The following is a 13,674-nucleotide window of genomic DNA, read 5'->3' as shown; positions in this document are numbered from 1 at the left end:
CGGCCGCGACCGGGTTGCCGCGACCGGCCGCCCGCGCCAATCCACCGGACAGGGGGATGGCGGGCGCTCGGAGCAGTGTGGTCTGCTCCCCTTCGGCGTGCCCCGGAGCGATTCCCGGTCGTGGTCGGGGCTGGAGGGAGGATCCGGTGTCGTTGGGCTTGGTCGACCACGTGATGGTCTCTCTGGTGCACGGCGTGCCGCCGGAGCGGTTGCTGGCCGGGTGGGGCTCGGCCCCCGTCACCGGGCCGCAGCTGGCGCGCGGGCGGTGGTGGGACTGGGCAGGGCGGGGCGCTCCCGCCGGACGGGCCCGGCTCGGGGTGCAGCGGGCGGTGGCCGGTGGGCCGCGCTGGAACCGGTGCCTGCTGGTGTGGGAGACCTGGACGCGCGAGGGGCTGCGCCCCCAGGTGGCGCGCGCGGTGACCTCGGGGGGCGGGCGGATGCTCGCGGTCGGCGGCACGCTCGCGCAGGCGCGGGTGCTGCACGCCGGGGGCGGGCGGGTGCTGGCCGAGGCGTCCGCGCTCGGCGGGCTGAGCGAGGAGGACCCGGAGCGGCTGCTCTCCCGCGCGCTGGTCACGGGCGGGATCGACCTGGAGGGGTTCGCCACCGGCGGCGCGCTGGAGCTGGCGCTGCGGATGAGCGGGATCGACCTCGACGCGCAGGACCCGCGCGCCCTGCTGACCTGCGTGGAGCTGACCACCCTGCCGCACGCGCCCGCCGACCTCGCCGTGGTGGCGCCGCGCTCCGGCCACGACCACGACGGGGCGCTCGCGGGCGGGGGCACGACCGGCCTGCGGCTCTGAGCCCCAGCCACCCCACAACCCAGCCACACCACGCCCCAGCCACCTCGTGTCCCAGCCACCCCACGCCGTGGGTAGGAAAGCGCGGGGCTGGTTGGCCCGCGCCCGCACGTCCAGGCTCGGCTCTGTCAAGCAGGCCGACCCTAGGACGGAGCACGTGGAGCAGAACCCCGATCAGATCACCCTGGGCGACGTCACCGTCACCCGCGTCCCCGCGTTCCACGGCCCGGTGGGGCTCACCCCGGAGGAGTTCTTCCCGGAGAGCCCCGCCGGGTCGTGGGAGGGGAACCGCGACTGGCTGGCGCCCGACTTCTGGGACCCGGCCGCGAACCAGTGCCGCTCGGCGGTCCAGACCTGGCTGCTGCGCAGCGAGGGCCGCACGATCCTGGTCGACACCGGAGTCGGCGACGACAAGGACCGGCCCTACTCGCCGGTGTGGAGCCGCAGGCGGAGCGGCTACCTCGCGAACCTCGCCGCCGCCGGGGTGCGGCCGGAGGACGTGGACGTCGTGGTCAACACGCACCTGCACGTGGACCACGTCGGCTGGAACACCCGGCTCGACGGGCGCGAGTGGGTGCCGACGTTCCCGAACGCCGAGTACCTGGTGACGTGGCAGGACTTCGAGTTCTGGGCCCCGGCGAACGGGCACCGGTCGGTGCTGGGGCGCGGCAACCAGAACGTGTTCGAGGACAGCGTGCGGCCGGTGCGCGAGGCCGGGCTGGTGCGGTTGTGGGACGGGTCGCACCGGATCGACGCGAACCTGCGGCTGGAGCTGGCCCCCGGCCACACGCCCGGCTCGTCCGCGCTCGTCCTGGAGTCCGGCGGCGAGCGGGCGCTGTTCGTCGGGGACCTGGTGCACACCCCGCTGCAGGTCGTGGAGCCGGGCGCCAACTCCTGCTTCTGCGAGGACCCGGTCGGGTCGCGGGTGACCCGGCGCAGGCTGCTCGGCCTGGCCGCCGAGTCCGGCGCGCTGGTGTTCCCGGCGCACTTCGGCGGGCGCGGCGCGCTGGAGGTCGAGCGCGACGGGTCCCGGTTCGCGGTCAAGCGGTGGGCGCCGTTCGAGCGGATCTCCTGACGTGCCACCAACTCCTGGAGCGGAGAGCTCCCACGTGAACCCGGTCGCGCACACCCCGGCGGGCGCCGTGCGCGGCGTCCGCGACGGCTCCGGCGAGCTGTACCGCGCGATCCCCTACGCGGCGGCGCCGGTCGGGGCGGGCCGGTTCGGCGCGCCCGCGCCGCACCCCGGCTGGTCCGGGGTGCGCGACGGCACGCGCCCGTCCCCCACCGCGCCGCAACCGGTGCGCGACTTCGGCTCGCTCGACATGGCGCCCTACTTCGGGCCGGGCTGGGTGCGCGGCGAGGAGTACCTGACCGTCGACGTGCGCACCCCCGCCGCCGACGGTGGCGCGCGGCCGGTGCTGGTGTTCGTGCACGGCGGCGGGTTCGTCACCGGGTCGACGCGCGCCGCGCTCTACGACGGCGGCGCGTTCGCCCGCGACGGCGTCGTGCTGGTGACGGTGAACTACCGGCTGGGCGTCCCCGGTTTCCTGGACCTGGCGGGCGCGCCGCGCAACCGGGGGCTGCTGGACGTGCTCGCCGCGCTGGGCTGGGTGCGCTCGACCATCGCGGCGTTCGGCGGGGACCCCGGCGCCGTGACGGTGTTCGGCCAGTCGGCGGGCGCGACGCTGGTGGGCGCGCTGCTGGCGACACCGGCGGCCACCGGGCTGTTCCGGCGGGCGATCGTGCAGAGCGGCAGCGGGACCGGGGCGTTCACCCCGGAGCAGGCGGGGCGGGTCACCGCCGCCGCGTCCGCCGCGCTGGGGGTGGAACCGACCGCCGAGGCGTTCGGCGCGGTCCCGGACGAGCGGTTCCTGGCGGTGCTGCCCGCGCTGGCCGGGCTCGACCTGCGCACTCGCTCCGCCGCCGACCCGCTGGCCGGGTTGAGCCCGTTCAGCCTGGTGCTCGACGCGCAGCCCGCCGACGCCCTCGCGGACGGCCCGGCCCGCGACGTGGACCTGCTGATCGGGACGAACACCGAGGAGGGGCGGCTGTACGTGGTGCCGCAGGGGAAGCCGGAGGAGGGCGCGGAGGCGCTCGGCGCCGTCCTGTTCGGCGCCGGGACGGACCGCTTGGCGCGGGCGCACGCGCGGATCTCGGGCGGGCGCACGCACGTCTACTCCTTCGCGCACCGCTCGACGGCGCTGGGCGGGCGGCTCGGCGCGGCGCACGCGGTGGAGCTGCCGTTCGTGTTCGACCTCGCCGACTCGCCGTGGTTGCACGGTGCGACCGGGTTGCTCGGGCCGACCCCCGCGCCCCCAGGGCTCGCCGCGCGCGTGCACGGGGCCTGGGTGGCGTTCGCGGGCGGCGGGTCACCGGGTTGGCCCGCCTACTCCGCCGAGCACCCGGTGGTGGAGGTGTTCGGCTGAGCCGTTCCGGGCACGGTCGGTGACCGTCGCCCGCTCAGGTGAACTGCGTCGCACGACGATTGGGTGGCGGTCCACTCGGGAATCCCGATAGCGTTAGACCATCGACTACCTGGAGGGTGACATGATCGGGTTCATCGTCGCCGGCCTGATCATCGGCGCGCTCGCCCGGCTGATCAAGCCCGGCAAGCAGAACCTCAGCGTGATCGCGACGCTGCTGCTCGGGCTCGTGGGCTCGGTCATCGGCGGCACGATCGCGAACGTGCTCGGCACCGGTGACATCTTCGAGCTGAACGTGCTCGGCTTCATCGTCGCCGTGATCGCCTCCGTGCTGCTGATCGGCGTCGCCGAGGGCCTGTCGGGCAACCGCCGCTCCAGCGTCCGGTAACGGCGCGCGACCACTTCGAGGCCCCTGCACCTGACGGTGCGGGGGCCTTGTGCGTTGGGCGACTACGCACCGGGGTCGGGCGTGATCCCGGTGGCCGCGGCGGTGGCCAGCCACAGCTCGGCGGCGAGCCGGGGGTCGCGGGCGGCGGCCGAGCGCTTCGCGGGCCCGGCCGGTCCCCTGGTGCCGAACAGCCGGGTGGGCCCGAGGTAGTCCCCGCCGTCGACCGGTCCGGTGGCGGCGAGCAGCTGGGGCAGGATGCCGTCGGTGACCGGCTGGGAGAGATAGCGCTCGGGCAGCGCGTACAGCCGGGTCTTCCAGGTGCCGCCGCGCGCGAGGGCGTTGGCGAGCAGCTGCGAGGTGGTCAGGCCGGGGTGGGCGGCGACCGACAGGACGGGGTCGCCGACGCGGCGCGACCGCCGGTCCAGCTCGGCGGCGAACAGCAGGTTCGCGAGCTTGGACGCGCCGTACGCGCGCGTGGGCGAGTAGCTCCGCCGCTCCCAGTGCAGGTCGGTCGGGTCGAGCCCGCCGGTGCGGTGCCCGAGGCTCGACGTGGTCACCACCCTGGCGGGCCGCTCCGGGGTCCCGGCCGCGCGCAGGGCGGGCATCAGCAGCCAGGTGAGCGCGGCGGGCCCGAGGTGGTTGGTGCCGATCTGGAGCTCGAACCCGTCACGGGTGAGCTGGCGGGGCCCGAGCGAGACGGCGGCGTTGTTGACGAGCACGTCGACCCGGTCGCCCGCGCGCTCCCGGACGTCGTCGGCGGCGGCGCGCACGGAGGCGAGGTCGGCCAGGTCGAGCCGGACGGTCTCGGCGGAACCGGCGCCGGTGAGCCGGTCGCGCACCTGGGCGAGGGCGGTCGCGCCGCGCTCGGGGTCGCGGACGGTCATCAGGACGCGGGCGCCCGCGCGCGCGAACGCGCCGGAGAGGGCGAGGCCGAGACCGGAGGTCGTCCCGGTGACGACGACGGTGCGACCCGCGAGGTCGGGGACGGGCTGGCGAGGTGGTGCCATGGGGACGGCGTCTCCTGTTCGGTGGCGGCGGCGGACGGGCGCGACCGGCGCCCGTCGACGTCCACACTCCCCCAGTGGGATGACACTGTCAACCGAAGTGGTCCCGCCGGGCCGCTCACCGCCACCGCGAGTGCTTGACCGTTCAACCTCCCGGCAGTAATTTCCGGAACGGACAGGTCCCCTCTTCACCGGAGGAACCCCATGCGATTAAAGGCTTTCACCCTCGCCGCGTCCGCCGTCGGCCTGCTGCTCACCGCCCCGTCCGCCGTCGCGGACCCCGGTGACCCGAACGAGGCGTGGCCGCCGGGGAACTGCCCGCGCGGCTCGTTCTGCGCCTGGCCCCACTGGGCCCACCCCGAACCCGCCCCCGTCGAACCGCCGTCGCTGGTGAGCGCGGGCGCGTGGACCGGGAGGGCGCTGACGTCGACGTACTACAACTACACGTCCGGGAACGTCGACGTGGACTACACCTTCACCTGGCCGGACGGGACGTCGACGAACGCCAGCGTGTGCACGTCCCCCGGCGGCAACATCTTCTACTTCCAGGTGGTCGTCACCGCGCTGCGACCGCGCGCGGGGGCCTGCTAGCGACCGGCCGCACCGGGGCGCGGCCTGCTCGGGTCTAGAAGCGCAGCTCCTCCCACGGCACCTCGCGGGCGCCCCGGTGCAGCGCGAGCGCCAGGAACTCCAGCACCCTCGGCAGCCGGATGCCGGGCCGCTCGTACCCGAGCAGGCGGCCCCGGTGTCCGGGCGTGATCAGCGCCGCCACCACGCGCGGTCGGCCCCGCTCGTCGACGCGGGTGATCAGGTCGGCGACCTTCCCGATCGGGCGACCGCTCGCGTCGAGGGCGGTGCGCCCGATCAGCTCACTCGCCAGCACGGCGCGCTCCCGGAATCCAGCCGATCACGTTCTCCCGCAACCACTCCTCCAGCGGCGGCGGGTCCAGCAGCTCGACCGGCAGCGACAGCTCGACGGCGCTGCCCACGCGGGCCACGTGCTCGTAGCCGACGCGCAGCGCGGGACGCCGGGCGGCCCGGCGCAGCCACCGGCCGAGCACGCCGCCGAACCGGTCGGCCAGCGCCCGCCCGCCGGACAGCAGCGCCACGACCACGAGCGTCCCGTCCTCGTCGCGGGCCAGCTCCACGTCGTCCACCTTGCCCACGGGCACGCCGCGCAGGTCGACGATCTGGCGGTCGAGGAGGTGGAAGTCCACCCGGATCGTGGTCATGAGCCCATCCCGGTCAGCAGCATCAGGGGGATCGCCGCCACCGCGACGACGAGGATGATCACGAGGTAGGTGACGCCGAACGCGTTGGCGACCCGGCCGTTGACGTGCTCGCCCAGGTAGTCGCGATCGTTGGCCACCACCAGGATCGGCAGGTAGGTCAGCGGCAGGGCGACCGCGCTGAACACCAGCGAGTACTCGGTGACCGCCACCGGGTCGACGGCGGTGAGCAGCACCGCGGCGCCGATCAGGACGCTCACCAGCACCACGGTGTGGAACCGGGCGGCCTGGCGGGGCGGCACGCGCTTGCCCCACCGCCAGCCGAAGTACTGGGCGACGGTGTAGCCGGAGGACAGCCCGGTCTCCAGCGCGGCGCCGAAGGTGGCGGCGAAGAACCCGAGGATCACCACCGCGAGCCCGATCTTGCCCAGGGCCGGCTCGACGGGCTGGGCGACCTGCGCCAGCTCGTCCACCTGGAGCCCCTGCGGCAGGAAGACGGTCGCGGCGCAGGCCATGATCGCCAGCGACAGCAGTCCGCCGAGCGGGAACCCGATGAAGACGTTGGCGCGCTCGGTGACCAGGTCGCGGTCCGTCCAGCGCTCCTCGACGCCGCCGGAGGAGAAGAAGAACACCTCGTACGGGGTCATGGCGGCGGCGAAGAGGGTGACGCCGAAGAACGCGTAGGTGGCCCAGCCCTCGGCCCCGGTGGGCCCGAACTCCACCGCCTGGGCGCCGAGGTCGCGCCACGACGGGTCGAGCCGCACCAAGGCCACGACGAACACCACGAGCGCGAGCCCGGCCAGGCCGAAGACCCGTTCCATGGTCTCGAACCGGACCCGCCACAGCACCACCCAGACGACGAACGAGGCCACCGGGACCCACAGCAGGTGGTGCACGCTGGTGACCATCTCGACGGCGAGCGCGACCCCGCCGATCTCGGCGGTGAGCGTGAGCAGCGTGACCAGGTAGGAGCCGACCAGGTTGGCCAGCGCGACGCGCGGGCCGAGGCGCTCGCGCACCAGGTCGAACACCGGTCTGCGGCTGACCGCGGCGACCCGGCCGCACATCTCGGCGTAGACGCAGATCCCGACCACGCCCACCACCACGACCCAGCCCAGCCCCATGCCGAACCGGGCCCCGGTCTGGGCGTTGGCCACCAGGTCGCCGATGTCGACGAACCCGCCGATGGCGGTGAGGATGCCGAGCGTGACGGCGAGGACCCTCTTCACGCGCCCTTCCCCTGCCCGTCGAGTGCCGATCGCCGGGTAGCACTACCCCCGGAGGGGAGGGTGAAACCGCCCGCCCGGCGGTTCAGGGGCGCCCGTCCCGACCGGGGCGCGCCAACGGGAATACCGCCGCCACGCAGGGCGTTCGCCGCTGGCGTGCACATCGTCGACCGCGGCAGCGGCACCCCGCTCGTCCTGCTCCACGGGTTCGAGGTCGACCACCGCGACCTCCTGCCGCTCGACCCGGTGATCGCGGGGGCGGGCGGGTGGCGGCGGATCTACGTCGACCTGCCCGGCATGGGGCGGTCCCCAGGTGACGGGGTCGCGAGCGCCCGCGACGTGCTGCGCGTGGTCGCGGGCGGACTGGACGACCTGCTCGGCGGGGAGCCGTTCGCGGTGCTCGGGAGTTCGTTCGGCGGGCTGCTCGCCCGGCACCTGGCGCACGACGCCCGCGAGCGGGTGCTCGGGTTGGCGACGCTCGTCGGCGTCGTGGTCTCCGAGCACGCCCGGCGCCGCGTGCCTCCGCGCACCGTCCTGCACGAGGACCCCGCCGTGCTGGCCGCCCTGGGCGAGGCGGCGACGGACTACGCGGGCCAGGCCGTCGTGCAGGGCCACCGCAGCGCCCAGGCGTTCCTCGACCACACCCGGCCGGGCCTGCTCGCCGCCGACCGGGCGGCCGTCACCCGCATCGCCGCCGACTACGGTCTCGGCGAACCACCGGAGCGCACGTCCCCCGAGCCGTTCACCGCGCCCGCGCTGTTCCTGACCGGAAGGCAGGACGACGTCGTCGGCTACGCGGACGCCTGGGCGACGCTGGAGCACTACCCGCGCGCGAGCTTCGCGGTCCTGGACGCGGCCGGGCACAACGCGCTGTTCGAACGGCCCGGTCCGGCGACGGCGCTGGTGGTGGACTGGTTGGAGCGGGTGCGGGCGGAGCTGACGCGGGCCGGGTGACCGGCACGGGCGGGGTGGTCCGTTCCGGTGAACCGGTGGGCGCGCGGTCAACCACCGGTCCCGCCGCGCGCCTTACCCGGTGTTCGGGGTGATCAACGCCCCGACGGGCGCGCCGGGGGGCGGTCGCCGGGACGGGGGTCGCTTCGGCCGACGAGGCGCGCGGGAGCGTGTCGGGGCTGGTCTGGTTCGACCGCGACGGGGACGGCGCGGTGGATCGAGGTGACCGCGGCGGGCGTCACCGGGGTCGACTTCGGGATGCGGGGAGGCCGGGTCACCGGTCGGGTGTGGGACGGCGCGAACGCGGACGGCGTCCGGCAGGACGACGAGGCAGGCCTGGTCGACCCGATCGCCCGCGTGGGCGTCGAGGGCCACTACGCGCGCTGGACGCAGGAGGCCGACGGGACCTACGTGGTGGACGACATCCCGGCGGGCTACCACGGGTTCTACAGCCAGGACGCCGCGATCAACCAGGTGGCGCTCGCGCACTCGCCCGGCGGTGTCGGCGACGACCCGACCAGGGACTCCGACTTCGACCGCCACGGCGGCGGCCCGGTCCTGGGCTTCGCGGTGGTCGGCGACGAGGTCGTGGCGGTGGACGGCCCGGTCACCCTCGCGGATCAGGATCAGCGCCACGGTGACGGCGCCGTTCTCGGGCGCGGTCACGGCCGACCTGCACTACTCGTTCTTCCTGGTCGACGAGGGCTCGCCAAGGGCCTCCCTGCCGCTGAGCGCTTCCTGACCACCACGACGGCGGATGGCGTCCGCTGTGGACGTCACCCGCCGTCGTGCGTCCGTCAGCCCGCGACACCGGGGTCCCAGGGGTTCTGCTCGCCCTCCGGGGTCGACCACCAGCCGTCCCGGCAGACCCGCCCCTCGGGGTCCGTGTCGCCCTCGGTGTAGTCCCCGTAGCCCTTGGTCTCGCCGTTGGGTCCGGGGAAGAACGACGTGTAGTAGTACCGGCACCCCTCCTCCTGCGCCGAGGCCGTTCCGGCGAGGGCCAGGGGCGCCACCGCGAGCGCCGCGGTGAGGACAAGGCCGCTCAGGAGCTCTTTGCGCACGACATCCACCTCCGTGGTCGTCTTCGTCGTGACCGTGGGGTTGCCCCCGGCCGGCCGGGAATGCCTCGCGCCCCCGGTCCCACCCGGACGAGCGACCACGCACCGCGCGCGGGACCACCCTGCCGGGTGGCCGCGGTGGTTCGGTCCCCGTCCCCGCGCACCGCCCGCGCAGCCGTAGGCTCAGGTGCTGTGGAGGCAGCGCAGCACCGGACCGGCCACCGCGCGGGGATCGTCCAGCTGCACCAGGTGCCCCGCCTCGGGCACGACGCGGTGCACGCCGCCGGGAGAGAGCGACGCCATCGAGGCGTGAGCCGCGAGGACGCCCGACGCCGACCTCGGCCGTCCCAGCGTCCCTCCCGCCGTGAGCACCCACCACGGCACGTCCGGCAGCGGGTGCGCGCCGCGCAGCGCGTCCACCTCGGCGACCAGCTCGGGGTACCCGGCGAGCTCCTGCACCACGGCGACTCGGGCGGGCGGGCGCCCGGCCAGGTGGAGCAGCGGACTGGCGGCCCGCGCCGCAGGCCCCGCGACGCCGAGGCGGAGCAGGGCCTTCGCGAGCGCGGCCCCGACGTCGGCGGGGCGGCCGATCCCCGGTGGCGCGAGGCTGGGGTCCACGAGCACCGCGCCGCGCACGCGCCACGGGCGCAGCCGCGCGAACGCCTCCGCGTGCAGGCCCGCCATCGAGTGCCCGACGAGCACGGCCGGGGCGCCGACCGCGTCGAGGACCGCGTCGAGCACGGCCACCTCCCGCCGGGCCGACGGGGGCTCGGGCGACGGCGTGCTCGCCCCGGTCCCCGGCCGGTCGAACCGCACCACCCGCGCGGAGGTCGCGAGCAGCCGGGTCACCGGGTCCCAGTCGGCGATCGCGCCCGCGAGACCGGACAGGAGCACGACCGGCGGCGCGTCGGCCGGTCCGTCCGCGACGAGGTGCAGGTCCGAGCCCACGACGTTGACCACGGTGCACAGCATGGCGGAGGGGTGTCGCGAGCGTGATCGAGGACAGGGCGTCGAGCCGGAGCCGGTGGCCCGCGCTCGACCGGCCGGGCGGGTGGCTGGTCGCGGCGGCGGTGCTGTACGCGTGCTGGCTGCTCGAACTGGTGCTGCCGACCGGGCTGTCCGTCGTGGACGGCTACGTGAGCGAGCTGCTCGCGGACGACCAGCCGCACCGGTGGCTGTTCCGCGCCACCGACGCGCTCGCCGCCTGCTGCCTGCTGCTCGCCGCGCGCCACCTGCGCGGGCGGTGGGCGGTCGCCGCCGTGCTCGTCTTCGCCGTCGCGACCCTCGCGGACACCGCGCTGCCGCTCGACTGCGCGCCCAGCACCGACCGGCTGTGCCGCGACCGGGAGGCCTCGGGCGCGGTGTCGCTCAGCCACCACCTGCACCAGGTGACCAGCGTGCTGACGTTCGTCGGCGCGCTCGCCGCCGCGGCGGTCCTGGAGCGGGGCACCCGGCTGCCCAGCGCCAGGGTGGTGCTGATCCTCCTCGCCGGGACCGGCGTGCTGTCGGCGGTGCTGGCCAACCAGCCCGGCGCCGGGCTGGTCCAGCGCGTCCAGCTGCTGACCGTCTCGGCCGGGCTGCTGCTCGGCGCGCGGGTGTTGTCGCGGGGGGCGGTCAGGCCGGGTGACGGGCCGCCCCCGTGACCGCCGGGTAGTCCACGTACCCGGTGGCGTCACCGCCGAAGAACGTCGCCGGGTCGGCCTCGGCCAGCGGCAGCCCGGCGCGCAGGCGCTGCACCAGGTCCGGGTTCGCGATGTACGGGCGGCCGAACGCGGCCAGGTCGATCAGGCCCGCGCCGATCAGGTCGGCCGCGCCGGTGGGGGTCAGGCCGCCCGCCAGGACGAGCGCGGTGCGACCGCCCTCCGGGCGCAGGGCGGGCAGCAGGGCGCGCACGCGATCGCCGTCGCCGCCGAAGCCCGAGGTGTCGTGGACGTGCAGGTAGGCCAGGTCGCGGGCGGCGAGCTCGGCGGCGAGGGCGCGGTAGGTCTCCTCGGCCTTGTCGTCCTCGGGCATGTTCCCGACCGTGCTGAACGGGGAGACGCGCACGCCCACGCGGTGCGCGCCGAGGCGCTCGACCACGGCGTCCACCACCTCCAGGGTGAACCGGAGCCGGTCGGCGAGGGTTCGGCCGCCGTAGCGGTCGGGGCGGTCGTTGACCCGCGAGTTGAGGAACTGCTCGAACAGGTACTGGGTCGCCGCGTGCAGCTCCACCCCGTGGAAGCCCGCCGCGTCCGCGTTGGTCGCGGCGGCGGCGAAGTCGGCGGCCACGCGCGCGACCTCGTCGGCGCGCAGCGCGCGGGGCGCGGAGGCGGGCACGCGGCCGGGGGTCCCGTCGGGCAGGCGGGCGAACGCGGTGTCGGCGCGGGCCCGGTCGGTGGAGCTGACCGGCGCGCGGCCACCGGGCTGGAGCGAGACGTGCGAGGCCGGGCCGACGTGCCACAGCTGGGCGAACACCCGGCCTCCCCGGTCGCGGACGGCGTCGGTGACGTGCCGCCAGCCGGTGACCTGCTCGTCGGTGTGCAGGCCGGGCGTGAACAGGTACCCGACGCCCTCGCGGGAGACCGGGGCGCCCTCGGTCACGATCAGGCCAGCGCCCGCGCGCTGCGCGTAGTAGCGGGCGGTGAGGTCGTCGGGCACCTCGCGCACCGCACGCGCCCGCGTCATCGGGGCCATGACCACGCGGGTGGGCAGCGGCAGGCCGCGCAGGTCGAAGGGGGTCAGCAGGACGTCGGTCACGGGGTCTCCCAACCTGGAACTGCACATCTGCACCTGATACATAAGTACCAGGTACAGATGTACAGTTTCAAGTGCGGCTAGCGCCGGGACCGGAACGGGGTGACCGCGTGGCCCAGCGCGCGCAGGAGGGCCCGGAGCTCGACCGCGTTCGGCCGGACCCCGAGGCCCGCGTAGCGCAGCGCGTCGCCGTGCTCGGACATCCGCGTGATCAGGCCGTCCTCGACGTCGAAGCGGATCACGTAGTCGTTGCGGTACGGCTCGCCCGTCCGCGCGACGACCATGTCCCCCGTGGCGGCGAACCAGGCCGCGTCCCCGGCGGCGCCCCACCGGTGGTCGCGCCAGACCAGCGGGTCGAACTTGGCGAAGATCCCCTCGGTGTAGGCCAGCACCTCGCCCCGCCCCTTGAGGTGGGCGACGCAGAAACCCCCGCCCCGCCTGGAGATCAGCTCCGCCACCCCCTCCGGGTTGCCCGCCTTGCGGGACTGGAGGAAGAGCTGCCGCACGTCCGGCGCGAGCACGTCCGACACGGCGCGGAGGTCCTTGGCCTCCACGGCGCGGACGAAGCGCCGGGCGAGCGCGAGGGGGTCGGGGGTGTGCACTGCGCCTCCGGTGGGGGTCGTGGCGCGCCGACGGTCGTGGGCGCCCCCCGATCCTGCGGCGCGCGCCGCGCGCGGGGGAGGCCGAACCGAGGGTGGTACCGGCAGGGCCAGTCAGGCGGGAAGCGCGACGGCACAATGGGATCGTGGCGACAGCGGACCGGATCGCGTTCGGCGAGTACCTGCGCGGCAGGCGTGCGGCGCTGCCCGCGCCCGAGCAGAGCGGCCGGCCTCGGACCTCGCGCCGCCGGGTGCCCGGTCTGCGCAGGCAGGAGCTGGCGGACCTCGCGGGCATCTCGGTCGAGTACTGCACCCGTCTCGAACAGGGCCGCGCCACCCGCCCCTCCCGCGAGGTCCTCACCGCGCTGGCGCGGGCCCTCCGGCTCACCGCTCCGGCGCGGGACCACCTGTTCCGGCTCGCGGGCGAACCGGCCCCCGCCCCCGACTCGCCGCGCGACACCGTCCGCCCCGGCCTGCTGCGGGTGGTGCGCGCGCTGGGCGAGGCGGTTCCCGTCACGGTGCACGACGGCCGCCTGGACCTGCTCTTCCACAACGGGGCCGCCGCCGAGCTGCTGCGCCCGGTGTCCGCCACCGGGCCGTTCGCGCGCAACCTCGCCCACCGGGCGTTCACCGCCGAAGGCCGCGCCGAGCTGCTCGACGGGGAGGGCGTCGAGCTGCTCGCCCGCGTGGCCGCCGGGGAGCTGCGCGCGGCGCTGAGCCGCTACCCCGGTGACGCCTACCTGGAAGCGCTGCACGCCGAGCTGACCGCGACCAGCGCGGACTTCCGGGCGCACTGGGCGCGGGCGGAGGTGGGCGACTGGCGGTCGGCGGTGAAGCGGATGCGCCACCCCGCGCTGGGCTGGCGGCACTTCGACCTGGAGCTGCTGCACGACCCCGAGCGCGACCACTGGGTCATGTTCTACGCGCCCAGGGACGACGCGCCCTAGGGCCTGTCCTCAAAGCCAGATGAGCAGCGTGGCCAGGTCGAGCATGCCTCGATAGGACACGGCGGTCTTGTCGAAGCGGGTGGCGATGGCGCGGAACTGCTTGAGCCGGTTGAAGCAGCGTTCCACCACGTTGCGACGCTTGTAGGCGGCGCGGTCGAAGGTCGGCGGGCGTCCGCCGGCCCGGCCTCGGCGCAGCCGGTTGGCCCTCTGGTCGCGGCGTTCCGGGATGGTGGCCGGGATGCGGCGTCTGCGCAGGTAGGAGCGGATGGCGCGGCTGGAGTAGCCCTTGTCCGCGATCACCCGCCTCGGTCTGGTCGCC

At 75.5% G+C, this 13,674-nt stretch carries 18 protein-coding genes; 9 read left to right on the top strand and 9 right to left on the bottom strand.

The genetic code is table 11. The features are described 5' to 3' along the window. The first annotated feature begins 146 nt into the window (after positions 1-146). From LV78_RS34520 to LV78_RS34505, 4 genes are all read left to right on the top strand, one after another. Positions 147-800 carry a hypothetical protein gene (locus LV78_RS34520; protein WP_253850208.1) on the top strand — a complete coding sequence of 218 codons (654 nt, stop codon included), beginning with the start codon at positions 147-149 and terminating at the stop codon, positions 798-800. Between the two features lie 154 nt (positions 801-954). After that, the gene (locus tag LV78_RS34515; RefSeq protein WP_253850206.1) at positions 955-1,872 is read left to right on the top strand and encodes an MBL fold metallo-hydrolase; all 918 of its coding nucleotides are present in this window, start codon (positions 955-957) and stop codon (positions 1,870-1,872) included. Positions 1,873-1,906: 34 nt separating this feature from the next. Next, a complete protein-coding gene (locus LV78_RS34510; RefSeq protein WP_253850205.1) occupies positions 1,907-3,223 on the top strand; it encodes a carboxylesterase/lipase family protein in 1,317 nt (438 codons plus the stop codon). Between the two features lie 121 nt (positions 3,224-3,344). Then, positions 3,345-3,608, top strand: a complete 264-nt coding sequence (locus tag LV78_RS34505) for a GlsB/YeaQ/YmgE family stress response membrane protein (protein ID WP_253850203.1) — start codon at positions 3,345-3,347, stop codon at positions 3,606-3,608. A 62-nt stretch (positions 3,609-3,670) separates the two neighbouring features. On the opposite strand, the gene LV78_RS34500 is transcribed toward LV78_RS34505, so the two are convergent. Further along, positions 3,671-4,615, bottom strand: coding sequence for an SDR family NAD(P)-dependent oxidoreductase (locus LV78_RS34500; RefSeq protein ID WP_253850201.1), 945 nt, complete (start codon positions 4,613-4,615; stop codon positions 3,671-3,673). A 201-nt stretch (positions 4,616-4,816) separates the two neighbouring features. Between LV78_RS34500 and LV78_RS34495 the strand changes: the two genes are divergently transcribed. Further along, positions 4,817-5,203 (top strand): hypothetical protein, encoded by a 387-nt coding sequence (locus LV78_RS34495; RefSeq protein WP_253850199.1) that lies wholly within the window; start codon positions 4,817-4,819, stop codon positions 5,201-5,203. A 34-nt stretch (positions 5,204-5,237) separates the two neighbouring features. Here LV78_RS34495 and LV78_RS34490 read toward each other — a convergent pair whose 3' ends face one another. From LV78_RS34490 to LV78_RS34480, 3 genes are read right to left on the bottom strand one after another with little or no spacing between them, the layout of a single operon-like run. Then, positions 5,238-5,495 (bottom strand): PRC-barrel domain-containing protein, encoded by a 258-nt coding sequence (locus tag LV78_RS34490; protein WP_253850198.1) that lies wholly within the window; start codon positions 5,493-5,495, stop codon positions 5,238-5,240. Then, on the bottom strand, positions 5,482-5,844 hold the full coding sequence (locus tag LV78_RS34485; RefSeq protein ID WP_253850197.1) for a hypothetical protein: 363 nt from the start codon (positions 5,842-5,844) through the stop codon (positions 5,482-5,484). The genes LV78_RS34490 and LV78_RS34485 overlap by 14 nt, the downstream gene beginning before the upstream one ends. Continuing rightward, on the bottom strand, positions 5,841-7,070 hold the full coding sequence (locus LV78_RS34480) for an NRAMP family divalent metal transporter (RefSeq protein ID WP_253850195.1): 1,230 nt from the start codon (positions 7,068-7,070) through the stop codon (positions 5,841-5,843). Before LV78_RS34480 ends, LV78_RS34485 begins: the two co-directional genes overlap by 4 nt. A gap of 153 nt (positions 7,071-7,223) precedes the next feature. Here LV78_RS34480 and LV78_RS34475 point away from each other — a divergent pair, with 153 nt between their 5' ends. Together LV78_RS34475 and LV78_RS34470 are read left to right on the top strand one after the other, a co-directional pair. Then, positions 7,224-8,021: an alpha/beta fold hydrolase gene (locus LV78_RS34475; protein ID WP_253850193.1), complete on the top strand. Its 798-nt coding sequence runs from the start codon at positions 7,224-7,226 to the stop codon at positions 8,019-8,021. Between the two features lie 219 nt (positions 8,022-8,240). After that, positions 8,241-8,921: a hypothetical protein gene (locus LV78_RS34470; RefSeq protein ID WP_253850190.1), complete on the top strand. Its 681-nt coding sequence runs from the start codon at positions 8,241-8,243 to the stop codon at positions 8,919-8,921. On the opposite strand, the gene LV78_RS34465 is transcribed toward LV78_RS34470, so the two are convergent. Further along, positions 8,816-9,079, bottom strand: a complete 264-nt coding sequence (locus LV78_RS34465; protein WP_253850189.1) for a hypothetical protein — start codon at positions 9,077-9,079, stop codon at positions 8,816-8,818. The genes LV78_RS34470 and LV78_RS34465 overlap by 106 nt on opposite strands. Before the next feature lie 180 nt (positions 9,080-9,259). Continuing rightward, a complete protein-coding gene (locus tag LV78_RS34460) occupies positions 9,260-10,036 on the bottom strand; it encodes an alpha/beta fold hydrolase (protein WP_253850186.1) in 777 nt (258 codons plus the stop codon). A 32-nt stretch (positions 10,037-10,068) separates the two neighbouring features. On the opposite strand from LV78_RS34460, the gene LV78_RS34455 reads away from it, so the two are divergent. Beyond that, positions 10,069-10,719, top strand: coding sequence for a DUF998 domain-containing protein (locus tag LV78_RS34455; RefSeq protein ID WP_253850184.1), 651 nt, complete (start codon positions 10,069-10,071; stop codon positions 10,717-10,719). Here the strand turns inward: LV78_RS34455 and LV78_RS34450 are convergent. Next, positions 10,691-11,812, bottom strand: a complete 1,122-nt coding sequence (locus LV78_RS34450) for an oxidoreductase (protein ID WP_253850182.1) — start codon at positions 11,810-11,812, stop codon at positions 10,691-10,693. The genes LV78_RS34455 and LV78_RS34450 overlap by 29 nt on opposite strands. Positions 11,813-11,889: 77 nt before the next feature. Continuing rightward, on the bottom strand, positions 11,890-12,411 hold the full coding sequence (locus tag LV78_RS34445; protein ID WP_253850180.1) for a nuclear transport factor 2 family protein: 522 nt from the start codon (positions 12,409-12,411) through the stop codon (positions 11,890-11,892). Between the two features lie 143 nt (positions 12,412-12,554). On the opposite strand from LV78_RS34445, the gene LV78_RS34440 reads away from it, so the two are divergent. Then, complete coding sequence (locus LV78_RS34440) at positions 12,555-13,355, top strand: helix-turn-helix domain-containing protein (RefSeq protein WP_253850178.1); 801 nt, start codon at positions 12,555-12,557, stop codon at positions 13,353-13,355. A 9-nt stretch (positions 13,356-13,364) separates the two neighbouring features. Here LV78_RS34440 and LV78_RS34435 read toward each other — a convergent pair. After that, a partial coding sequence (locus tag LV78_RS34435) for a transposase (protein ID WP_253847534.1) occupies positions 13,365-13,674 on the bottom strand: 310 nt, incomplete at its 5' end.

Source organism: Actinosynnema pretiosum (assembly GCF_024171695.1).
GTDB lineage: Bacteria > Actinomycetota > Actinomycetes > Mycobacteriales > Pseudonocardiaceae > Actinosynnema > Actinosynnema pretiosum.
This window is presented reverse-complemented; position numbering and strand designations above follow the sequence as displayed.

What these genes read in the sequence shown, in the direction of transcription:
- LV78_RS34505 (WP_253850203.1), top strand. Translation starts at nt 3,345, where the DNA reads ATGATCGGGTTCATCGTCGCCGGCCTGATCATCGGCGCGCTCGCCCGG.
- LV78_RS34485 (WP_253850197.1), bottom strand. Translation starts at nt 5,844, where the DNA reads ATGACCACGATCCGGGTGGACTTCCACCTCCTCGACCGCCAGATCGTC.
- LV78_RS34500 (WP_253850201.1), bottom strand. Translation starts at nt 4,615, where the DNA reads ATGGCACCACCTCGCCAGCCCGTCCCCGACCTCGCGGGTCGCACCGTC.
- LV78_RS34495 (WP_253850199.1), top strand. Translation starts at nt 4,817, where the DNA reads ATGCGATTAAAGGCTTTCACCCTCGCCGCGTCCGCCGTCGGCCTGCTG.